The sequence below is a fragment of the Streptomyces sp. NPDC001549 genome (assembly GCF_042894025.1).
Lineage (GTDB): Bacteria > Actinomycetota > Actinomycetes > Streptomycetales > Streptomycetaceae > Streptomyces > Streptomyces kutzneri.
The window spans coordinates 433,982-455,845 of the sequence record NZ_JBIAVJ010000002.1 but is presented as its reverse complement, the minus strand read 5'-3'; the positions used below and the strand labels follow the sequence as shown (position 1 = coordinate 455,845).

At 71.2% G+C, this 21,864-nt stretch carries 17 protein-coding genes and 1 pseudogene; 16 read left to right on the top strand and 2 right to left on the bottom strand.

What is annotated here, in order from left to right; genetic code table 11:
- Window positions 1–360: 360 nt before the first annotated feature.
- Together ACFY04_RS05025 and ACFY04_RS05020 are read left to right on the top strand one after the other, a co-directional pair.
- Window positions 361–1,764 carry an NAD-dependent malic enzyme gene (locus ACFY04_RS05025; RefSeq protein WP_189973390.1) on the top strand — a complete coding sequence of 468 codons (1,404 nt, stop codon included), beginning with the start codon at window positions 361–363 and terminating at the stop codon, window positions 1,762–1,764.
- A gap of 340 nt (window positions 1,765–2,104) precedes the next feature.
- Window positions 2,105–2,386: an HU family DNA-binding protein gene (locus ACFY04_RS05020; protein WP_007264399.1), complete on the top strand. Its 282-nt coding sequence runs from the start codon at window positions 2,105–2,107 to the stop codon at window positions 2,384–2,386.
- 471 nt (window positions 2,387–2,857) lie between these two features.
- On the opposite strand, the gene murA is transcribed toward ACFY04_RS05020, so the two are convergent.
- Entirely contained in the window at window positions 2,858–4,201 is a 1,344-nt protein-coding gene (gene murA / locus ACFY04_RS05015; protein ID WP_030010731.1) for a UDP-N-acetylglucosamine 1-carboxyvinyltransferase, read from the bottom strand.
- A gap of 263 nt (window positions 4,202–4,464) precedes the next feature.
- Here murA and ACFY04_RS05010 point away from each other — a divergent pair, with 263 nt between their 5' ends.
- The 12 genes from ACFY04_RS05010 (at window position 4,465) to ACFY04_RS04955 (ending at window position 19,461) form a co-directional block, all read left to right on the top strand.
- Window positions 4,465–5,025 carry a YqgE/AlgH family protein gene (locus ACFY04_RS05010; RefSeq protein ID WP_266595951.1) on the top strand — a complete coding sequence of 187 codons (561 nt, stop codon included), beginning with the start codon at window positions 4,465–4,467 and terminating at the stop codon, window positions 5,023–5,025.
- Window positions 5,026–5,054: 29 nt separating this feature from the next.
- Complete coding sequence (locus ACFY04_RS05005; protein WP_030010729.1) at window positions 5,055–5,339, top strand: DUF3039 domain-containing protein; 285 nt, start codon at window positions 5,055–5,057, stop codon at window positions 5,337–5,339.
- A 183-nt stretch (window positions 5,340–5,522) separates the two neighbouring features.
- The gene (locus tag ACFY04_RS05000) at window positions 5,523–7,160 is read left to right on the top strand and encodes a beta-N-acetylhexosaminidase (protein WP_389114234.1); all 1,638 of its coding nucleotides are present in this window, start codon (window positions 5,523–5,525) and stop codon (window positions 7,158–7,160) included.
- Window positions 7,161–7,479: 319 nt separating this feature from the next.
- A complete protein-coding gene (locus ACFY04_RS04995; RefSeq protein ID WP_389114290.1) occupies window positions 7,480–8,364 on the top strand; it encodes an FAD binding domain-containing protein in 885 nt (294 codons plus the stop codon).
- The gene (locus tag ACFY04_RS04990) at window positions 8,361–10,466 is read left to right on the top strand and encodes a (2Fe-2S)-binding protein (RefSeq protein ID WP_389114233.1); all 2,106 of its coding nucleotides are present in this window, start codon (window positions 8,361–8,363) and stop codon (window positions 10,464–10,466) included. The genes ACFY04_RS04995 and ACFY04_RS04990 overlap by 4 nt, the downstream gene beginning before the upstream one ends.
- A 53-nt stretch (window positions 10,467–10,519) precedes the next feature.
- Window positions 10,520–12,808 (top strand): xanthine dehydrogenase family protein molybdopterin-binding subunit, encoded by a 2,289-nt coding sequence (locus ACFY04_RS04985; protein WP_389114289.1) that lies wholly within the window; start codon window positions 10,520–10,522, stop codon window positions 12,806–12,808.
- Window positions 12,809–12,967: 159 nt separating this feature from the next.
- Entirely contained in the window at window positions 12,968–13,522 is a 555-nt protein-coding gene (locus tag ACFY04_RS04980) for a hypothetical protein (protein WP_389114232.1), read from the top strand.
- Window positions 13,519–14,964: a WXG100 family type VII secretion target gene (locus tag ACFY04_RS04975; RefSeq protein ID WP_389114231.1), complete on the top strand. Its 1,446-nt coding sequence runs from the start codon at window positions 13,519–13,521 to the stop codon at window positions 14,962–14,964. The genes ACFY04_RS04980 and ACFY04_RS04975 overlap by 4 nt, the downstream gene beginning before the upstream one ends.
- A 21-nt stretch (window positions 14,965–14,985) precedes the next feature.
- Window positions 14,986–16,155: a type VII secretion-associated serine protease mycosin gene (mycP, locus tag ACFY04_RS04970; protein WP_389114230.1), complete on the top strand. Its 1,170-nt coding sequence runs from the start codon at window positions 14,986–14,988 to the stop codon at window positions 16,153–16,155.
- Between the two features lie 46 nt (window positions 16,156–16,201).
- Entirely contained in the window at window positions 16,202–16,627 is a 426-nt protein-coding gene (locus tag ACFY04_RS04965) for a hypothetical protein (RefSeq protein WP_389114229.1), read from the top strand.
- Window positions 16,628–16,636: 9 nt separating this feature from the next.
- Entirely contained in the window at window positions 16,637–18,919 is a 2,283-nt protein-coding gene (locus ACFY04_RS04960) for a hypothetical protein (RefSeq protein ID WP_389114228.1), read from the top strand.
- A gap of 47 nt (window positions 18,920–18,966) precedes the next feature.
- The gene (locus tag ACFY04_RS04955) at window positions 18,967–19,461 is read left to right on the top strand and encodes a hypothetical protein (protein WP_389114227.1); all 495 of its coding nucleotides are present in this window, start codon (window positions 18,967–18,969) and stop codon (window positions 19,459–19,461) included.
- Window positions 19,462–19,560: 99 nt separating this feature from the next.
- Here ACFY04_RS04955 and ACFY04_RS04950 read toward each other — a convergent pair whose 3' ends face one another.
- Window positions 19,561–19,944, bottom strand: a complete 384-nt coding sequence (locus ACFY04_RS04950) for a hypothetical protein (RefSeq protein WP_389114226.1) — start codon at window positions 19,942–19,944, stop codon at window positions 19,561–19,563.
- An 886-nt stretch (window positions 19,945–20,830) separates the two neighbouring features.
- Here ACFY04_RS04950 and ACFY04_RS04945 point away from each other — a divergent pair.
- Both ACFY04_RS04945 and ACFY04_RS04940 read left to right on the top strand, forming a co-directional pair.
- Window positions 20,831–21,166 (top strand): annotated as a pseudogene (locus ACFY04_RS04945) (tyrosine-type recombinase/integrase); the annotation flags it as partial.
- Between the two features lie 505 nt (window positions 21,167–21,671).
- Window positions 21,672–21,864, top strand: a 193-nt coding sequence (locus tag ACFY04_RS04940; protein WP_389114225.1) for a hypothetical protein, incomplete at its 3' end; no start/stop codon positions are given.

The following is a 21,864-nucleotide window of genomic DNA, read 5'->3' as shown; positions in this document are numbered from 1 at the left end:
TTCGGCGATCCTTTGTTAGCCTGGGTACGGCACCGACTCGATCCAAGCCCCCGGGCCCAACCTTCGTCGCTCAGAGCGACCACTTGCCGCGAGGCGAGCATGGCGGGTCGGTGTCGTCAACGTATGAATCACCAGGTCCGCGTCCCCCGCCCAGTGGGGGGCGCGGACCTGTTTCGTATGACCCCACCATTCCGAACGCTCCTGGTATCTCGTATGGTGGAAGAGTCTTTCCGAATTTTGTAGCTGGTTACCTTGTACTGGCTGGTAGGTGGGACGATCGGACAACAGGTCCTGCTGCACCTGCTGTGCAGCGGGGCTCTGTGTGTTACAGCGAACCAGGGACAGAAGAGGAACACGGCCATGGCAACGGCGCCCAGCGTCTCGTATTCGATGACGGTCCGTCTGGAAGTGCCCGCGAGCGGAACCGCGGTCTCCCAGCTCACCACCGCCGTGGAGTCCTCCGGCGGATCGGTCACCGGCCTCGACGTGACCGCATCCGGCCACGAGAAGCTCCGGATCGACGTCACCATCGCCGCGACCTCCACCGCGCACGCGGACGAGATCGTCGAGAAGCTGCGCGGCATCGAGGGCGTCAGCCTCGGCAAGGTCTCCGACCGCACCTTCCTGATGCACCTCGGCGGCAAGATCGAGATGTCGTCCAAGCACCCCATCCGCAACCGTGACGACCTCTCGATGATCTACACCCCGGGCGTGGCCCGCGTGTGCATGGCGATCGCCGAGAACCCCGAGGACGCGCGCCGCCTCACCATCAAGCGCAACTCCGTCGCAGTCGTGACCGACGGCTCCGCCGTGCTGGGTCTCGGCAACATCGGCCCGATGGCCGCGCTGCCCGTCATGGAGGGCAAGGCGGCCCTCTTCAAGCGCTTCGCCGGCATCGACGCCTGGCCGATCTGCCTCGACACCCAGGACGCCGACGAGATCGTCGCGATCGTCAAGGCGATCGCCCCGGGCTTCGCGGGCATCAACCTGGAGGACATCTCCGCGCCGCGCTGCTTCGAGATCGAGGCCCGGCTGCGAGAGGCCCTCGACATCCCCGTCTTCCACGACGACCAGCACGGCACGGCGATCGTCGTGCTCGCGGCGCTCACCAACGCACTGCGCGTGGTGGGCAAGGCAGTTGGGGACGTCAAGGTCGTCATGTCGGGCGCCGGCGCGGCCGGTACCGCCATCCTCAAGCTGCTCCTCGCGGCGGGCGTCAAGAACGCGGTGAGCGCCGACATCCACGGCGTCGTGCACGCGGACCGCCCCGACCTCGTCGACGCGGCCGCGGACTCCCCGCTGCGCTGGATCGCCGACAACACCAACCCCGAGGGCTACACGGGCACGCTGAAGGAGGCCGTGGTCGGCGCCGACGTGTTCATCGGCGTCTCGGCCCCGAACGTGCTGTCCGGCGAGGACGTCGCCGCCATGGCCGAAGGCGCGATCGTGTTCGCGCTCGCGAACCCGGACCCCGAGGTGGACCCGGCCGTCGCCCGTCAGACCGCCGCCGTCGTGGCCACCGGCCGCTCCGACTTCCCGAACCAGATCAACAACGTGCTGGTCTTCCCGGGCGTCTTCCGCGGCCTGCTGGACGCTCAGTCCCGCACCGTGAACACGGAGATGATGCTGGCCGCCGCGAGCGCGCTGGCGGACGTCGTGGGCGAGGACGAGCTGAACGCGAACTACATCATCCCGTCGGTGTTCAACGACAAGGTCGCGGGTGCGGTCGCGGGCGCCGTCCGCAAGGCGGCCTCGGGGGCCTGAGCCCTGCTGTGACGGCCCTCACGGCGCTCCGATCCCGGCGCGTCGCGAGATGCGGGCCCGACGGGCCGCCTCTAGGGTTGCGGGGATGCCCGCGAGGTCCGCGGTCCGCAGCGGCGTGTGAGCGAGGGCGTGGACGGAGCGTCACCGCGGCGTGACTGTGGCGCTTTTCGTGTGACCCCGACGGGTGCCGGATTGGCTTTCCCGCCGCTGGTGGGGGCAGGATGCGTAACCGGGCGAGAGGGTCTGACGTTCAGACCCGGGTCCGGGGACTGTCCTAGGGCCCTGGCAGCATCGGCTTCGATCTCACGCCTCTAAGGCAAGTTGAACACGGGAGTACAACATGAACCGCAGTGAGCTGGTGGCCGCTCTGTCCGAGCGCGCCGAGGTGACCCGCAAGGACGCCGACGCCGTTCTGGCCGCGCTCGCCGAGACCGTCGGCGAGATTGTCGCCAAGGGCGACGAGAAGGTCACCATCCCCGGCTTCCTGACCTTCGAGCGCACCCACCGTGCCGCTCGCACCGCGCGCAACCCGCAGACCGGCGACCCCATCCAGATCCCGGCCGGCTACAGCGTGAAGGTCTCCGCGGGCTCCAAGCTCAAGGAAGCCGCCAAGGGCAAGTAGTCCTGCCCCGGCGCCGAGGGCCGCACAGGCCTTTGGAACGGCAGTAGTACGCAGAACGACGATGGGCGGTCACCCCCGGGCGGGGTGGCCGCCCTTCGGCATGTCCGGGGCCGGACGCGGGCCGGTGGGCCCGGACGGGCGGGGAGCCGCCCCGGGCCGCCCGGCGGGCCTGGCAGGCCCTGTGAGGCCCCGTCAGGGGCCTGGTGGGGCCCAGTTATGCCACCGGCACGTCCCGCCGGGCCGCCGTGCGGCTCCGTTCGGCTCCGTACGGGCCTGCGCGGGCCTTGGCCGGGCGTCGGGCCGGGCATCTGACGGCATCTGACCGGGCGTCGGGCCGGGCGTCGGGCCGGGCATGGGGCAGGGCCCTTGGCCGGGCCTTGGCCGGGTCTTGGCCCGGGCACGGGAAAGCCCCCCGGGCCCTGTGCGGGGCCCGGGGGGCTCTGTGCGTACGTCCGGGTGTCCGGGTACGGCTCAGGCGAGGTCGCCGCCCGGGAGTTCGACCTTCGCGCCGAGTTCCACGAGCTTCTCCATGAAGTTCTCGTAGCCGCGGTTGATCAGGTCGATGCCGTGGACCCGCGAGGTGCCCTCGGCGGCCAGGGCCGCGATCAGGTACGAGAATCCGCCGCGCAGGTCGGGGATGACCAGGTCGGCGCCCTGCAGCTTGGTGGGGCCGGAGACGACCGCCGAGTGCAGGAAGTTGCGCTGGCCGAAGCGGCAGGCGCTGCCGCCCAGGCACTCGCGGTACAGCTGGATGTGAGCACCCATCTGGTTGAGCGCCGAGGTGAAGCCGAGCCGGGACTCGTAGACCGTCTCGTGGACGATCGACAGGCCGGAGGCCTGCGTCAGGGCCACGACGAGCGGCTGCTGCCAGTCGGTCTGGAAGCCGGGGTGCACGTCCGTCTCCAGCGCGATGGCGTTGAGCGGGCCGCCCGGGTGCCAGAAGCGGATGCCGTCGTCGTCGATCTCGAACGCCCCGCCGACGCGGCGGAAGGTGTTCAGGAAGGTCATCATCGAGCGCTGCTGGGCACCGCGCACGTAGATGTTGCCGCCGGTGGCGAGCGCCGCGGAAGCCCAGGAGGCGGCTTCGAGACGGTCCGGGAGGGCCTTGTGGTTGTAGCCGCCGAGGCGGTCGACGCCCGTGATCCGGATGGTCCGGTCGGTGTCGACGGAGATGATCGCGCCCATCTTCTGCAGGACGCAGATGAGGTCCTCGATCTCCGGCTCCACCGCGGCGTTGCTGAGCTCGGTGACGCCCTCGGCCAGGACGGCCGTCAGCAGCACCTGCTCGGTCGAGCCGACCGACGGGTAGGGGAGGCGGATCTTGCAGCCGCGCAGGCGCTGCGGGGCTTCCAGGTACTGGCCGCCCTCGCGCTTCTCGATGGTCGCGCCGAACTGGCGGAGCACGTCGAAGTGGAAGTCGATCGGCCGGCCGCCGATGTCGCAGCCGCCCAGGCCCGGGATGAAGGCGTGGCCGAGCCGGTGCAGCAGGGGGCCGCAGAACAGGATCGGGATGCGCGAGGAGCCCGCGTGGGCGTCGATGTCGGCGACGTTCGCGCTCTCGACGTGGGTGGGGTCGAGCACGAGCTCGCCCGGCTCCTCGCCGGGACGGACCGTCACCCCGTGCAGCTGGAGCAGCCCGCGGACGACGCGCACGTCACGGATGTCGGGAACGTTGCGCAGCCGGCTGGGTTCGCTGCCGAGCAGAGCGGCGACCATGGCCTTGGGCACGAGGTTCTTCGCACCACGGACACGGATCTCGCCCTCGAGCGGGGTACCGCCGTGGACAAGCAGTACATCGTCACTGATGCCGGTCATGAATCTCGCGTTCCGGAGAGGGATGGGCAGGGGGCCAGGGAAAAGGGTAAGGGCCACCACCCCCTTGTTCGTAAGGCCGACGTGGCCGTAGGACTGTCATGAATTCGGCACAACACCCTCCGTATCCACCACATGGCGGAGTGTTGCGTTCCGCCTATGCCGTCCGTGCGCGCTCCTCGCTGCTGCCGTGCGCCCTGAGCTGCGATCGATCCGATCTTTCCGCCCGCTCCCCGGAATCGGCAGATGTGCGGGATCATGGCGGCATGACCGAGGTGTCCTCCCTCACAGGGCGGCTGCTCGTGGCCACCCCCGCCCTCGCGGACCCGAACTTCGACCGCGCGGTCGTGCTGCTGCTCGACCACGACGAGCAGGGCTCCCTCGGCGTGGTCCTGAACAGGCCGACGCCCGTGGGCGTCGGCGACGTCCTGCTGCCCTGGGCGCCCCTGGCCGGCGACCCCGGGGTGGTCTTCCAGGGCGGGCCGGTGGCCATGGACTCGGCCCTGGGCGTGGCGGTGATCCCGGGCGAGGAGGGTCCGCTCGGCTGGCGCCGCGTGTACGGGGCGATCGGACTGGTCGACCTGGAGACGCCGCCGGAGCTGCTGGCCGCGGCCCTGGGCGGCCTGCGGATCTTCGCGGGCTACTCCGGCTGGGGCCCGGGCCAGCTGGAGGCGGAGCTCGGCGAGGGCGCCTGGTACGTGGTGGAGTCGGAGCCCGGGGACGTGTCCTTCCCGGATCCGGAGCGGCTGTGGCGGGCGGTGCTGCGCCGCCAGCGCAGCGACCTCGCGATGGTCGCCACCTATCCGGACGACCCGTCGCTCAACTGACTGGCGCGGGGTTAAGTACCCTGGGTTCCATGAGCACTCTTGAGCCCGAGCGCGGGACTGGCACGGGGACCCTCGTAGAGCCGACGCCGCAGGTGTCGCACGGTGACGGCGACCACGAGCGCTTCGCCCACTACGTCCAGAAGGACAAGATCATGGCGAGCGCGCTCGACGGGACCCCCGTCGTCGCGCTCTGCGGCAAGGTCTGGGTACCGGGCCGGGACCCGAAGAAGTACCCGGTCTGCCCCATGTGCAAGGAGATCTACGAGTCCATGGGCCCCGGCGGGGACAAGGACAAGGGCGGCAAGGACAAGTAGTCCGCCCTTGAGCCCCCCCGTCTTCCGCGGGACCGAGACCGACCGAGACCCCCGGTGCGCCACAGCGCGTCCGGGGGTCTTTGCCGTGCCCGTGGGGCGCGTTAGGGTCGGCGCGACGAGCGCCCTGCGGAACGAGCGTTGCGCAGGACGCAACACGCGCACGCAGTCGTGAAGGGCTGGCGTATGGACCTGATCCCCGCACCCCGGGTCGCCGTTCCCGACGAGGGCGGGCGCCGCTTCGCGTTCGGGCCCGAGCCGGTCCTGGACGCCGGGCCGGGAGCCGCGGCCGTCGCGCGCTGGCTGCGGCGTGAACTGGGCGCGGCCACCGGCTGGGAGCTGCCCGCCGCCGGGGAGGGCGTGACCGCCGAGCTGAGGCTGCGCGTCGACCCGGACGGCGCCGGGGAGCCGGGGCCGGAGGCGTACCGCATCGAGATCGGCCCGGACGGGGCGGAGCTGACGGGCGCGACGGCGGCCGGACTGTTCTGGGGCGCCCAGACGCTGCGTCAGCTGCTGGGGCCCGACGCGTACCGCAGGGCGCCGCTGCCCGGCCGCGCGTGGAGCCTGCCGTACGCCTCCGTCGTGGACGGCCCGCGGTTCGGCTGGCGCGGGATGATGCTGGACGTGGCCCGGCACTTCATGCCCAAGGACGGCGTGCTGCGCTACATCGACCTGCTCGCCGCGCACAAGCTCAACGTGCTGCACCTGCACCTGACCGACGACCAGGGCTGGCGGATCGAGATCAAGCGCTACCCGCGGCTGACCGAGGTCGGCGGCTGGCGCCCGCGCAGCCGGTGGGGCCACCGGGCCTCGCCGCTGTGGAACGAGACCCCGCACGGCGGCTTCTACACGCAGGACGACATCCGCGAGATCGTCGCGTACGCCGCCGAGCGGCACGTCCGGGTGGTCCCGGAGATCGACGTACCGGGGCATTCGCAGGCCGCGATCGCCGCGTACCCGGAGCTGGGCAACACCGACGTCGTCGACACCGCCGCGCTCGGGGTCTGGGAGGACTGGGGGATCACCGAGAACGTGCTCGCGCCCACCGAGGCGGTGCTGCGCTTCTACGAGGGGGTCTTCGAGGAGCTGCTGGACCTGTTCCCGGCGGAGGTCTCACCCTTCGTGCACGTGGGCGGGGACGAGTGCCCCAAGGCGCAGTGGAAGGCCTCCGAGGCCGCCCAGGAGCGGATCCGCGAGCTGGGCGTGGACGGGGAGGACGGGCTGCAGTCCTGGTTCGTCCGGCACTTCGACCGCTGGCTCGCCGCGCGCGGGCGGCGGCTGATCGGCTGGGACGAGATCCTTGAGGGCGGGCTCGCGGACGGGGCCGCCGTGTCCTCGTGGCGCGGCTACGCGGGCGGGATCGCCGCCGCCGAGGCCGGGCACGACGTGGTCATGTGCCCCGAGCAGCGGGTGTACCTGGACCACCGGCAGGCGGCCGGCGCGGACGAGCCGATGCCCATCGGGTACGTGCGCTCGCTGGAGGACGTATACCGCTTCGAGCCGGTGCCGCCGAAGCTGTCGCCGGAGGCCGCCGCCCGGGTGCTGGGCGCGCAGGCCAACGTGTGGACGGAGGTCATGGAGAACCAGGACCGGGTCGACTACCAGGTGTTTCCGCGGCTGGTGGCCTTCGCCGAGGTGGTGTGGTCATGGCAGCCGGCGCCCGAGGAGCGCGACTTCGCGTGGTTCGAGGGGCGGATGGCCGCGCACTACGCGCGGTTGGCCGCGCAGGGGGTCGATTACCGGCCGCCGGGCGGACCGTTGCCGCGGCAGCGGCGGCCCGGTGTGCTCGGGCGTCCGATCGATGGCGCGCCCCCGAACGTGTGACAAGTGGATGACGGCGCCGACCCGAACCGAAAAGGAACGGGAGCGGAACTCTGCCTCAATTTCCCCCGATACAGGGAAAATCGGGCAATCGGGGAGGAGGGCCGTCGAAGACGGTGTGACAGGGCCGTACGGCCCGTACGGGGCACCGCGCCCGGGGCCGGCCGCAGCGGGCCGACCCTCGCGCCGGGCGGCCCGGAAGATGTGCCAGAGTTGCCACGTCCCGGCGGTGAGGACGTACCGTACGGCGGAACAGGCGTGAGCGCCGGAACCGGGACATCGGGAAGGGGCAGCTGGGTTGACCACGCACGCACCGCACGCACTGGATTCACCTCAGGGGCCGCAGGGCCCGCAGGCGGCGCAGTCCGTGACGCTGCCGGCCTCGCTCGACGAGGCCGTGGCGGCGCTCACCGCCATGCCCGCCGCCGTGCCGGTCGCGGGCGGCACCGACCTGATGGCCGCCGTCAACGCGGGGATGCTGCGGCCCGCCGCCCTGGTGGGCCTGGGCCGGATCAACGAGATCCGCGGCTGGCAGTACCAGGACGGCCACGCGCTGCTCGGTGCGGGCCTCACGCACGCCCGGATGGGACGGCCGGATTTCGCCGCTCTGATTCCCGCGCTCGCGGCCGCGGCCCGGGCCGCCGGCCCCCCGCAGATCCGCAACGCGGGCACCCTCGGCGGCAACATCGCCACCGCCGCGCCCACGGGTGACGCACTGCCCGTGCTGGCCGCGCTGGAGGCCGTGCTCGTCATCGTCGGCCCGGGCGGGCAGCGGGAGATCCCGGTGTCGTACCTGCTGGCCGGGCGGGAGATGCTGCGGCCCGGCGAGCTGATCGGCTTCGTGCGGGTGCCGCTGCTGCACGCACCACAGGTGTTCCTGAAGGCCACGGGCCGCACCGGGCCGGGGCGTGCCGTGGCGTCCGTGGGGCTCGTCCTGGATCCCGCGCGCCGGGGCGTGCGCTGCGCCATCGGCGCGGTCGCCCCGATGCCGCTGCGGCCGCTGGAGGCCGAGCAGTGGGTGGCCTCACTGATCGACTGGGACGGCGGGCGGACCCTGGCCCCCGAGGCGCTGGAGGCCTTCGGCGAGTACGTCGCGGCCGCGTGCGTGCCCGACCAGGGCGAGCCGGTGGCTCCCGGAGTACTGCATCTGCGGCGGACGGTGGCCGTGCTGGCGCGCAGGGCCCTGGGGAGGGCGCTGACCTCATGAGCGAGAACGAGAACGAGAACGTGACCCAGGGGAACGGCACGGCGGGCTGGGGCTGGGAACCGGTCCCGCAGGGCGGCGAGTACGACTCGGACGCCACGGCCTTCGTGAAACTGCCGCAGGACATGCTGGACGCGCTCGGCACCGGGGAGCCGCTCGCGGCGCCCGGGCACGGCTACGTGCCGCCGCCGATGATCGTGCCGCTCGGCTCGGGGAGTACGGATCCGGCGGCCACGGGGACGTGGTCGATTCCGGTGCAGTGGCCGGAGGCGGACGGCTCGGCACAGGGCGGCCCGGCGGGCGGTGCAGGTGCTGCCGCTGGTGGTGCTGGTGCTGCTGGTGCTGCTGGTCAGGGCCCGGGCTCCGGGTCGGTGGGCGGGCCGATCCCCGCGTCGATCCCGATCCCGGCGTCGGTCGCGGCGGCGTTCGCCGAGGCGGAGCCGGAGCAGCCGGTGACCGATCCGAGCGCGACGGCCGAGTGGCGGTTCCCGGAGGCGGCGCACGAGCCCGAGCAGGCCGGTCCGGCGACCGGGCAGTGGGCCGTGCCCGAGTTCAACGAAATTCCCGAGCAGTCGAACGACTACCGGCCGGGCGCTCTGGACGCCGACTGGAGCCAGGCCCCGGCGACGCTGCCGGGCGGCGCCCCGGCGCCGTGGGCGTACCTGACGCAGCAGCCTGCCGCGGACCCCGAGGCAGCAGCCGCCACCGGTGCCGCCGGTGCCGCTGCCGGTGTGCTGCCCGGCACGGACGAGGCCGCCGCCGCTTCGGCCGCCGCCGCCGCGACCGCGCATGCCGCCGGGCGGCTGCTCGGCGGGCCCGGAGTGGGCGCCGCGGCACGCGGGCCGCGGGTGCTGGGCGGGCCCGGGGTGGGCACCCCCCTGCCCGAGGGCGAGCCCGTGCACCAGGCCCCGCACGACATCGAGGCCGCGCACGGCCCGGCGGCGGAGCACGCCGAGGGCGCCAGGGCCACGGACCACGCGGAGCAGGGCGAATACACGGGGCACGCTGGGCATGCCGGGCATGCCGGGCATGCGGTCCAGGGGGAGTACGCCGGGCAGGGCGAGTACGCCGGGCAGGGCGAGTACGCCGGGTACGCGGAGCAGGCCGGGTACCCCGAGCCGTCCGCCACCTCTGCCTCCTCCGCCACCTCCGCCTCCGTCGCCGCCGCCGAGCAGCCGCCGGTGGCTCCCCCCGACCTGGATCTCTTCGGCGGGGTCCGTGTCCAGGCGCCGGCCGCCGAGCCCGCGCAGCCCGCCGGCACCGACGGCCACGGCTTCACCGCGTTCGGCCACGCGCCGGAGCCCGGCCCCGCGGCCGCGCACGAGGCGGAGCCCGTCGCTGCGGAGTCCGACCCCGGGAGCGGGGACGGGCCGGCCGCGCAGGAGCCCCCGGCCGACCTCATGCCGACCGTGGACACCGCCGACAGCGGGGACGCACTCCCGGACGAGGGCACCACCGAAGGTTTCCCGGCCGAGGTGGCGACGTACGAAGAAGACGCGACCGCCGGGGCCGCCGCCCATCACGAGCACCCGTCGGCCTCCTACGTCCTGCGCGTCAACGGCGCCGACCGGCCCGTCACCGGTGCCTGGATCGGCGAGTCCCTCCTGTACGTGCTGCGCGAGCGCCTCGGCCTCGCGGGCGCCAAGGACGGCTGCTCGCAGGGCGAATGCGGCGCCTGCGCCGTGCAGGTCGACGGCCGGCTCGTCGCCTCCTGCCTGGTACCGGCCGCCACGGCCGCCGGCAGCGAGGTGCGTACCGTCGAGGGTCTTGCGACCGGCGGGGAACTCTCGGACGTCCAGCAGGCGTTGTGCAGGTCGGGTGCGGTGCAGTGCGGGTTCTGCGTACCCGGCATGGCCATGACCATCCACGACCTGCTGGAGGGCAATCACGCCCCCAGCGAGCTGGAGACCCGTCAGGCCCTGTGCGGCAACCTCTGCCGCTGCTCCGGCTACGCGGGCGTCGTCGACGCCGTGCGCGAGGTCGTGGCCGAGCGCGAGGCGGCGGCCACGGAGCCCGCGGCCCCGGGCACAGGTGCACCGGAGCCGCGCATCCCGCATCAGGCAGCGCCCGGCGAGGGCGGCATCCACCACGGAGGCACGGCGTGAGCGGGCAGGACGCGGCGACGGCGACGACAACGCTCAACACCACGGTGACGGCCATGGCCGCCCCGGGTCCCGAAGCCTCCGAACAGCAGGTACCGCGCGGAATCGGAGCCTCCGTCCCGGCCGCGGACACCCGCGCCAAGACCGAGGGCACCTTCCCCTACGCCGCCGACCTGTGGGCCGAGGGCCTCCTGTGGGCCGCCGTGCTGCGCTCCCCGCACGCCCACGCCCGGATCCTCTCCATCGACACCACGGCCGCCGCCGAGATGCCCGGCGTCCGCGCCGTCGTCACCCACGCCGACGTGCCCGGCGCCACCACACACGGCCGCCGGATCGCCGACCGGCCGGTGTTCGCGCACGACGTCGTACGCCACCACGGCGAGGCCATCGCCGCCGTCGCCGCCGACCACCCCGACACCGCACGGCTGGCCGCCGCCGCGATCGCGGTCGAGTACGAGCTCCTCGACCCGGTCACCGACCCCGAGCAGTCCTTCGGCGCCCCCGCCCTGCACCCCGACGGCAACCTGATCCGGCACATCCCGCTCCGCTACGGCGACCCGGAAGCCACCGGCGACATCGTGGTCGAGGGCCTGTACCGGATCGGCCGCCAGGACCCGGCCCCCATCGGCGCCGAGGCCGGACTGGCCGTGCCACGCCCCGACGGCGGCGTGGAGCTCTACACCGCGTCCACCGACCCGCACACCGACCGCGACCTGGCCGCCGCCTGCTTCGGACTGGATCCGGACCGCGTGCGCGTGGTCGTCACCGGCGTGCCGGGCGCGACGGCCGACCGCGAGGACGCCGCCTTCCAGCTCCCGCTCGGCCTGCTCGCCCTGCGCACGGGCTGCCCGGTCAAACTGGCCGCCACCCGCGAGGAGTCCTTCCTCGGCCACACCCACCGGCACCCGACCCTGCTGCGCTACCGCCACCACGCGGACGCGGAGGGGCGCCTCGTCAAGGTCGAGGCGCAGATCCTCATGGACGGCGGCGCCTACGCCGATTCCTCCTCCGAGTCCCTGGCGGCGGCGGTGGCCTTCGCCTGCGGCCCGTACGTCGTCCCGCACGCCTTCGTCGAGGGCTGGGCGGTACGCACCAACAACCCGCCGTCGGGCCACGTCCGCGGCGAGGGCGCCATGCAGGTGTGCGCCGCGTACGAGGGCCAGATGGACAAGCTCGCGGCCGCCCTCGGCATCGACGGGGCCGAGCTGCGCCTGCGCAACGTCCTGGCGACGGGAGACCTGCTCCCCACCGGCCAGACGGTGACCTGCCCGGCCCCGGTGGCGGAACTGCTGCGCGCGGTCCGCGACTTCGAACTGCCCGCCCTGCCCAAGGACGCCCCGGAGGACGAGTGGCTCCTGCCGGGCGGCCCGGAGGGCGCGGGCGAGCCGGGCGCGGTACGGCGCGGGGTGGGCTACGGCGTCGGCATGGTTCACATGCTCGGCGCCGAGGGGGCCGACGAGGTCTCCACGGCCACGGTGAAGGTGGTGGGCGGCGCGGCCACGGTCATCTGCGCGGCCGTCGACACCGGCCAGGGCTTCGCCACACTGGCCCGGCAGATCGTCCAGGAGGTCCTGGGCGTCGACGAGGTCGCCATGGCCCCGGTGGACACCGACCAGCCGCCGGCCGGCCCGTCGGCGCACGGCCGCCACACGTGGGTGTCGGGCGGCGCGGTGGAGCGGGCGGCCAAGATGGTCCGCACCCAGCTCCTCCAGCCGATGGCCCACAAGCTGGGCATGTCGACGGAGCTCCTGCAGATCCAGGACGGTCGCATCACGTCGTACGACGGCGCGTTCTCGATGTCGGTGACGGAGGCGATGGCCGGCAAGGAACTCTGGGCGACGGCCCAGTGCCGCCCCCACCCCACGGAACCCCTGGACGCGGACGGCCAGGGCGACGCCTTCGTGGGCCTCGCCTTCTGTGCGATCCGCGCGGTGGTGGACGTGGACATCGAACTGGGCTCGGTCCGGGTCGTGGAACTCGCGGTGGCCCAGGACGTGGGCCGCATCCTGAACCCCCGTCAGCTGGAGGCCCGTATCGAGGCGGGCGTCACCCAGGGCGTGGGCGCGGCCCTGACGGAGAACCTCCGCACGGTCTCCGGCCTGATCCGCCACCCGGACCTGACGGGCTACGCCCTGCCGACGGCGCTGGACGCCCCGGCGGTCCGCATCGTCAAGCTGGTCGAAGAACGCGACGTGGTGGCCCCGTTCGGCGCGAAGGCGGCGAGCGCGGTCCCCGTGGTGACGACCCCGGCGGCGGTGGCCTCGGCGGTCCGCGCGGCCACGGGCCGCCCGGTGAACCGCCTGCCGATCAGGCCTTCCGCGGCGGTGGGTACGCCCAACTCGTGACCGTGTGACCCGCATTGCACGTGCAACCCCGGACTTGGGCCTGTCGGCGCCGGTCGCTAGAGTGATCGGTACCGGTGTGCGCGTGCGCGCGGACACGGGTGCGAACGGGGACGGGGAGCGGCGGAAACGCCGCGACCACGGGGAGACGGGGAGGCCAACGTGGCAGAGGACAACGGGGCGGGCCAAGTGACAGCGGCCCTCGCGCTGGGGCTGGCGGGTCCGATGGGCGCGATCGCAGCGACGGCCGCAGGAGCGGCCGCTGCGGCGCTGCGGGTCGAGTTCGACTCGATGAACGAGTACAAGCGCATGGTGGACTCGCTGTTGGACGACCTCACCGGCTCCGACGCGGACCACAAGAAACTGGCGGACGACAAACTGCCGGCCAGCAAGCTCGGTAAGGGCTTCACGGAGGTCGACGCGCTGTTCAAGTCGTACGACACGGTCGTCACGGAGCTGCAGAAGCTCTCGAAGGGGCTGGCTGGGACGATCGAGGCCCTGGGCATCGCGGTCCTGTCGGCGGGCAACAACTACGCCGGCGTGGACGAGGAGACCAAGCAGCGCATGGCGGCCATCGCCAGGGAGGCGAAGGCGCAGTACGTGGAGGATCGCGACCCGTGGCCGGAGGAACAGCGCCGCCTCAAGGAAGCCAACCAGCCACCGACGTCCACGACTCCGACTCCGTCGCCCAGCACGGCGGGAGGTAGCTACTCATGACCGATTTCGAACCCTTCACGCACCAGCAGATGCGCGACATGATCGCTTCGCTGGACCCCACCTCGGTCCAGGCGCGGGCCGACCAGCTGAAGAAGGCCGCCGAGGACATCAAGAAGATCGGCGAGGCGCTCAAGCGCCACGTCGTGACCGGCTGGGAAGGCGAAGGAGCCGTCGCCTTCCAGGAGTGGGTGGGCCGAGCGGGCAACGCGACGCTGCGCCTGGGCGAGTACAGCGCCAAGGGCGGGACGGCGATGGGCTGGGTCGTCCAGACGATGACCGAGGCCACGAAGATGACCGCGGTCGACGCGACGGCGACCAAGAACCTCGCGGCGGCCATCGAGCACCACAACGACCCGGACGCGGCGAAGACCCGCTCCGAGGCGCAGACGATTCTGGACGCGGACCACCGCGAGGCGGTGCGGCTGATGACCAACCTGGCGCAGTCGTACCAGCAGTCGTCCACGGAGATGGACAACGGGACGATCCCGACGTTCCCGCCGCCGCCGCCGGTGCTGTTGCCGCCGGCCCGCTATGGCAACGAGGACCTGGAACGGTCCAGTGGAGGATCCGGAGGGGTCGGTTCGGCCGGCTCGTCGTACCCGCTGACAGGTCCTGGCGGCAGTGCGCCCTCGAACGAGCCGGGCTTTGTTCAGGAACGTCCGTCGCAGCCGGACAACACCCTGCCGACGACGACTCTGCCCGTGCCGGTGACCCCCGACCGTGATGTGGAGGTGGACCTCGACACCGTCGGCACACTGCCTCCTAACCAGACGCTGCCTCCGGTGACGCCGACGCCCGGTGGCCCGCCGCCCACGAGCCCCGGCGGTCCGCCCATCGGTCCCTTCGTGCCGCCTGTGGCAGTTCCGCCGATCAGCGGGGTGAAGGGGCCGGGTCTCCCCGGTGTCTTCGGCCCCGGCATCCCTGTCCCGGGCACGACCGGTCCTCTCGGCAAGGGCGGCGGCCTGCCCGGCATGCTCCCGCGTGACAGCGGCATCATGGGCGGCCGCCCCGTGACGTCCACCGGCCCCAGCTCGGGTATCCCGCGGGGTACGGTCATCGGCGAAGGCGCCCAGGCGGGCCGTCCCATGGGTGGCGGAGGTATGGGCCACGGTGGCGGTGGCGCCCACGGCAGCAGCCAGGGAGCCTTCTCTGGCGGACGTCGGCTGGCTTCGGAGCCGGGAGGCGTCGTCGGAGGGCGTCAGACCGGTGCGGCCGGTCGCCCGGGCGTGGGCGGCCAGCCGTTCACCCAGGGCGGTTCGGGCCTCGTCCGCAATGGCGTCGGCGGTGGCGCGGGCATGGGTTCCATGGGCCATGCGGGCGCCGGCACGCAGACTCCGGGTAAGCGACGGAACGACCAGGGGGGCGAACGCCCCGACTACCTGGCCGAAGACGAAGAGACCTGGCAGGGCAGCCGCCGTGTTGTCCCGCCGGTGATCGACTGAGCAGAACGGACATTGCACGGGATGCGCATGCGCAAGGCGACCTCGGCCCTGGTGGGTCTCCTTCTGGCCGGGGTCGCCGCGACCCCTGCCCATGCGGAGACCGTTCGATCCCAGCAATGGCATCTCGACGCCATGAAGGCTGACGACATCTGGAAGGTCAGCACGGGCAAGGGCGTGACCGTCGCGATCATCGACGATGGCGTCAAGGAGATCCCTGAACTGAAGGGGCAGATCATCCCGGGCACGGATCTCGTGTCGCAAGGTGGAGATGGGCGTAGCGACAACAGTGGTCATGGCACAGGCATAGCGGCCATGATCGCTGCGACGGGTAAACACCCGAGCGGCGACGGTGGTTTCGGGCTGGCACCCGGCGTCAAGATCCTCCCAATCCGTGTCGCCAACGCTGAATTGGCCACACCGTCTTGGGCCGCGGCTATTCGGTTCGCAGCCGAATCGGATGCCAAGGTCATCAATATCTCCCTGGGAATCGGTGGTACGCCTGAGACTGACCGGGCGCGGGCCGAAGCGGTCAAGTATGCGCTCTCGAAGGGAAAGCTGGTCTTCGCTGCCGTAGGGAATTCCGGGGATGTAGGCAACGAGGTTGAGTACCCGGGTGCGACCCCTGGGGTGGTCGGCGTAGGCGCGACAGATGCCAAGGGCAAGGCGACCGCGGAATCCCAACATGGTCCCCAGGTGGACCTGGCCGCCCCGGGTATCGATATTGTCACCGCTTGCTCTGGCAAGACGGGGTTGTGCAAAACCCACGGCACCAGTGACTCCTCAGCCCTCGCATCCGCCTCCGCCGCCCTCATCTGGTCCGCCCACCCCGAGTGGACCAACAACCAGGTCCTGCGCGTCCTCCTGAACACCGCCGGGAAGCCCACCGACGGCGTCGAGCGCAACGACTACATCGGCTACGGCATCGTCCGCCCCCTCATCGCGCTGTCCAACCCCGGTGACCCCGGCCCGGCCGACGCCTACCCGCTGCCCGATCTCGCGGCGGCGGATGCGGCCAAGAAGCCCTCCGCGGCTCCCGACGGCAAGGCCCCCGACGCGGCCGCGTCGAAGCCCGCGGCGCAGGCCGAGGAGAAGAAGAGTGGTAGTTCTCTTCCCTGGATCGCCCTCGGTCTGGGAGCCTGCGTGCTGATCGGTGGGGCCGTGACCGTGGTCGTCGTACGACGTAACCGCTGACCCCGGGGCCGATCCGACCTGCACCCTGGCTTCGGGAGTTCACGCGATGTCGTTCGACGAGGAATGGTCGGCGGCTCGCGCCACGGCCACCGCCCATGTCACCATGCGCCTCAATCAGGCGCCCGCCGATCCCGGCGGTGGTGGCGGTGGCGGTGACCTCGACCTCAATCAGGACCACATCGGTGCGATCGGCTCCGAGGCGTACAAGCTGCACACGCGCCTGCAGACCGACGGCAAGCACGCCGCCACCGCAACCGCCGAAGCCGCCGGGGCCCTCACGAAGGAGGCCTTCGCCGGCGGGGCGGCGCTCCTCAAGGCCAACAGCGTCTGGGAGAGCCAGGTGAAGACCCTCGTGGCCGCCTGCGCCAACATCTCCAACGGCCTGGACTACTCGCTCGCCTCCCATGTCAAGGACGAGCAGCAGCTCCAGGCGGACTTCTCCGCGTCCGCGATAGACGAATACCTCAAGTAGGCGCCCCGCATGCTGACGTACGAGAACGTGATGAACGCGCCCCTGGACAAGCTCCAGACGGCCGTCACCGACTGGACGGCGATGGCCGGCAAGCTGGACGAGCTGGCCGAGGCCGCCCGCAACGGCATGAAGGCGAAGTCCGACAAGGCCGAGTGGAGCGGGGTCACCGCAGGAGTGGCGCGACCGTTCGTCGACAAGACGGCCAAGGAGTTCGAGGACGCGGCCAAGGCCGCCAAGGGCATGCACCAGGTCCTCGCCGACGCCCACGCGACGTTCAAGGCCGCCCAGGACGCGCTGAAGAAGCTCGCCGCGGAGGCCCCGGCGGCCGGCTTCCAGGTCGATGCCAGTGGGCGGGTCACGGCCATTCCGCTGCCCACCGAGGGGGAGCGGAACGCGGCCCGGCACGACCCCGACTACCAGCAGACCCTGAATGCGAACCGCAACGCGTGGCAGTCCCGTGTCAACCGGGCGGTCGAGGACGCCCAGGACGCCGACGACTCCCTGGTCCGGGCCCTCCAGGCGAACCTCGCGGACGCACACGACTTCAGCGGAGCGAAGTTCACCACCCTCGATGCCGAACAGGCGGCCCGCGCCGCCGGCCTGATGAAGAAGGTCACCGGCGAGGGCGGCACGGCGCGCAACGTCGAGGCGCTGCGCGAGCTGGAGGAACTGCTCGACGACAACCGTACGGACCCCGAGTTCTCGACGGGCTTCTACCGGACGATCGGCGCCGAGGGCACGCTGGAGATGTACTCCAAGATGTCCCTCGACGCGACGGGCCTGGGGCCGGCGGGCAAGGACCGCGCGCTGATGGTCGCGAACATCCAGAGCGACATGGGTGCGATGCTCGGGCTCGCGACGCACAAGGACGTTCCCCATCACCTCGACGCGGCCTGGACGACCCAGCTGATGAAGGCGGGCCGCAAGGAGATGGCCGTCTACGGCGGCGTGCAGCAGATCTACGGCTACCAGGCCCTGGGCGCGCTGCTGCGCGAGGGGAAGTACGACACGGAGTTCCTCACCTCGGTCGGCCGCGACATGGTCGCCATGGACCGCAAGGACCCGAGGGCCTGGGAGTTCCACACCCCGTACGGTCTGGAGTCGGTCCTCAGCCAGGGCCAGGACGGCCGCGGCTTCTACCCGCTGACCGGCCTGATGGAGGCGCTGGGCAACAACCCGGACGCGGCGACGGCGTTCTTCAACGAGCCGGTCCGCGAGGACACCGACAAGGACGGCATCGTCACGAAGGACGACAAGCCGGTCTCGGGGCAGCACGGCAAGGACCAGGGCATGGTCGACTACATGCTCGACAAGAAGCCGTACATGGACAGCTTCGACATATCGCGGACCGGCGACCTGCACCCGGCCCAGCAGGCGCTCGGTGACGCCCTGATGGCGGCGGTCTCGCACCGGGGCCCCGGCGACGAGGACTCCCCGCCGGTCCCGCACACCAAGGAGATGGCGGCCGTCATGGAACGGGTCGTCGAGAAGATCGGCGACAAGCCGGAGCTGATCGACGCGGACCCGAAGGAACCGGACGGCCCGCTGAACGGCCTGTCCGGGCACTTCGGCCAGATGGCGGCCGAGTACATGCCGGACATCCAGGCGTCGGCGGAGAACGGCAGCGGGATGATCAAGGCCAACGGCGAGATGGCCGAGTTCAACAAAGCCGACATGGCGGCGTTCATCGGAGCGGTGGGCCAGGACCCGGACGCGTACGGCGCCATCACCAACGCTCAGCGGGCGTTCACGACGACACTCATCAACGATGTCATCGCGCACCGGAGCGAGTACGAGGAGATCGACGCGGCGATCACGGTTGCCGTGCACCCCGGTGGCCAGATAGCGGGCATCCTTTCCGAGGCCAGGGCCGAGGGAACGTTCGCGGAGAACGGCCACAAGGCGGAGGAATACGTCAAGGGCGTCGAGGACAACGCCAAATGGATCAACCGGGCCATCAGTGCGGCAGGCGGAAAGTATCTGGAGATGGTGCCGCTCGCCGGAGACGTCGTGGAATGGCTCCAGGAGGACATCACGGAGGGCGTGGTCGAGCGGGCCACGAAGGACCAGGCGGAGAAGACCGGGGAGGCCGACCACAAGGCCGTGCTCGACTACACGCAAGCACAGCTGGAGGCGGGCCGTTCGGCGGAACAATCGGTCCGCAAGGCCGCAGAGGGGACGGGGATGAACCAGAGGAGCATCGACGCCCTCGCCGGGCTGGCCTCGGCGGAGACGGCGAACGCCCACGCGGTCGGCCGCGGCCACGTCGTCACGTCGAACGGCGGCTCCTGATGCGCGGCGTTGCCGGCCCCCGGGTACTCGCTGCGATGCTGGTCGGGGTGGCAGCTCTGACCGGATGCGGCGAAGAGAAGAACTCCGCGGCCGAGCAGTTGCCGGAGCGCACCTGCTTCGGCGTCTTCACCCGATCCGATCTGGAGCCTCTGATGGGCTACGGCGAGACGGTGGAGGCGTCAGGCCCGGCCGATGCCCGCCTGACCGCTTCGCGCCGAACGGCCACCTGCAACGTCGCCGTCGACGGCAAGGGCCGGGTCCTCGTCACGGCCACGCGCCAGCCTCTCGGGCAGAGCTTCGTCTGGCCGCCCACCGACCCGCCCGCGCCGGATCCGCTGCCCCTCGGCGACAAGGGCATCGTGTGGGACACAGGTGCGCGCACCGCCCTGACCTGCAAGGGGTCCAAGGATTCCTTCGAGCTCGAGCTGGGGCTCAGCGGATCCGTGGAGCACATGAAGGCGGGCACCTCGCGGGCGCTGTTCACCGCGCTCATGACGAAGTTCCTGGAGTCCGCCAAGCAGCAGACCGAGTGCGGCGCATAAGGACGCGCATGCCTGGTGACGGCGTGATCGACACCTGAGACGCACCGCCCCGTCAGACCGATGGCCTTACGGGGCGGTGCGCAGTGTGTGCGCGGGTGCCTACTTGATGTTCAGCGGGACCGTATCGCCTTCGGTGAGGTTGTCCAGCTGGATGGCCCTGGTGAACGTTTGGGCCTTCTTCCCCGGTGCCTTGCACGTGACCTCGGCCGCGAGGGCGAACGGCGAGTCCAACGGGGCGTCGATGCTGATGGGGCCGAACGTCGCCCTGCGGTTGGCCGGGTTGTTGGTGGGACCCGACCCGTCGTCTTCATCGCTGTCCAGCGATACCCGGGTGGGGACAGAGTCGTTGGGGGCCGGGAATGCGTTCTTGCAGGTCACCTTGCCGCTGAAGGACACCGTTCCGACCGGGGGCGCTGCTGAGGCCTGACCGGCCGTCAGGAGGCCTCCGGCCAGCACCGCGGCGACGATTGGGGCCATGGTCACGCGAGTGCGAGACCTGCCAGAGATGCGGGACGTGTGGGACGTGCGCGTAGACATGGGACCACCTGCTCGTTGGCGTACGAGTAGTTCTGTGGAGGCCGACCCTGACGCCGACACGACAGGCGTGACATGGGGGATCGCCAGGTTTCGCGGGGTCGTCCGTGAATCGGGCCAGGGTTCAGCTGCCGCGCTTTGACCAGCTGATTCGGCAGCCCTCAGGCCCTTCACCCACCACATTCCTACAGCGCCTCCCGGCCCGCAACCGGAACGGTTTCTCCGGTACCGCGCGGGTATTCCCAGGAAATCCCGGGAGCCGTTCCACTGCTCCAGTGACTGCCGCACTCGTCACCGTACGTCAGCTGCCGGTCGTACAGCCGGGTTGTTGCGGGCGAAGTCGTGCGGGGACGAGTCGACCGGATGTCCCGTCCGGTCGGTTGAGGAACGTCAGGGCTGCGGGTCATTGACAGACGAACTAAAAGGCGGCATCCCATCTGGGATGCCGCCTTTTGGTTTTCCCTGTTCGGGACGCCAGAAGCCGTGACCGGATTCGAACCGGCGTAACCCGCTTTGCAGGTTTGTCCGGGCCCGGTAGGGCCAGATCCAGGGTCGTTCAACCTGGTTCATTCCCGTGTACCCGTCCGGGGTCTGACCCGTCCTGAACGGCCCTGGACGGGTCTGAATGAGACGCAAACTGAGACGGGGGTCAGCCTGGCTGACCTGCATATCTACCCTTCGAACGTCAGAGGCGAGAGGCTTCTAGAGCTGTGATCACAGCCGCAGCGTCACCGTCGTACATCAGGTGCGGCTCGTCTGACTGAGGAGGAATGAACCGAGTGCGGTACCGCTGGAGGTCGCTCTCTGAAAAGTAGATCGAGGTGGGGTCGTTAGGGTGTTCCCCGATGAGCAAGGCCGCAGTCCGTCCCACCGTAGGGACTGGGCCGAGTGGAAGGCCCTGCTGGTGGAAGCGAAGGTTCGTGACGGGCGTCTGCACGACGCGCGCCACACGGCCGCCACGGTTCTGCTCATCCTCGGAGTATCCGAGCGGGCCGTCATGGGCCTCATGGGGTGGTCGACCACGGCCATGGCCGCGCGGTACCAGCACATGGTCAACGCGGTGCGGGCCGACGTGGCACGGCAGGTCGACGGACTGATCTGGAAGACCGCCGCGGAGCGGCCGGACGATGACGACGACGGCACGGTCGGCGTGCTCGTACCGGCCAACTGAGTCGGAAACTGAGACGGGGCAGCAGAGCCCGGCAGCGCTGGCCAGAAGAGCGCAGACGCTCCGGATCGCCCGGCAGCCCCTGGGCTGCCGACACTGCTGCACGCACGGCTGGACAACTTGCGAGCATCTGGGTATGAGGTCCGATTGGCATCCATGCGGCCGGGCTGAGCGTCCAATCGACGGAAGCCGATCCGTCCGTCAAGAGGCATGGATCCCTGCCGCCTGAAACACAGTCACCAGGTCCGAGCTCGCCCGCTACCGATGAAAGGCGACACGTTGGGAGGGATGAGTGTTCGGTCAACCAGTCACGGGAAGCAGGTTTTTTCGCCCGTCGTAGGTGCCCGCTCCGCATGCCGCCATGAGAGCCCGAGAGTAGGCTCGTTTACAGAGGGTGGCCGTGGTGACGACAACCCATGGCACCTGCCCGCACTCGCGATTCCAGTAGTCCGCGTGGCAGCCTTTGCCCTGGGTCGCGGGGGTCCTTCGCGACAATCGAGGAGTCATCGTGGCACGGGAACTGCTGTTCTTCAATTCTCGCAGTGGCCGCATCCAAACCGCCCGGCTCGACACCAACGGACACTTCGACGGCCTGGACGAAGGCCAGCTCAACTCGGGCTGGACCGCCGTCACCGCAGTGGGGCGAGAGCTGCTGTTCTACAACTCCGACAACGGCATCATCGCAACTGGCCGGCTCGACA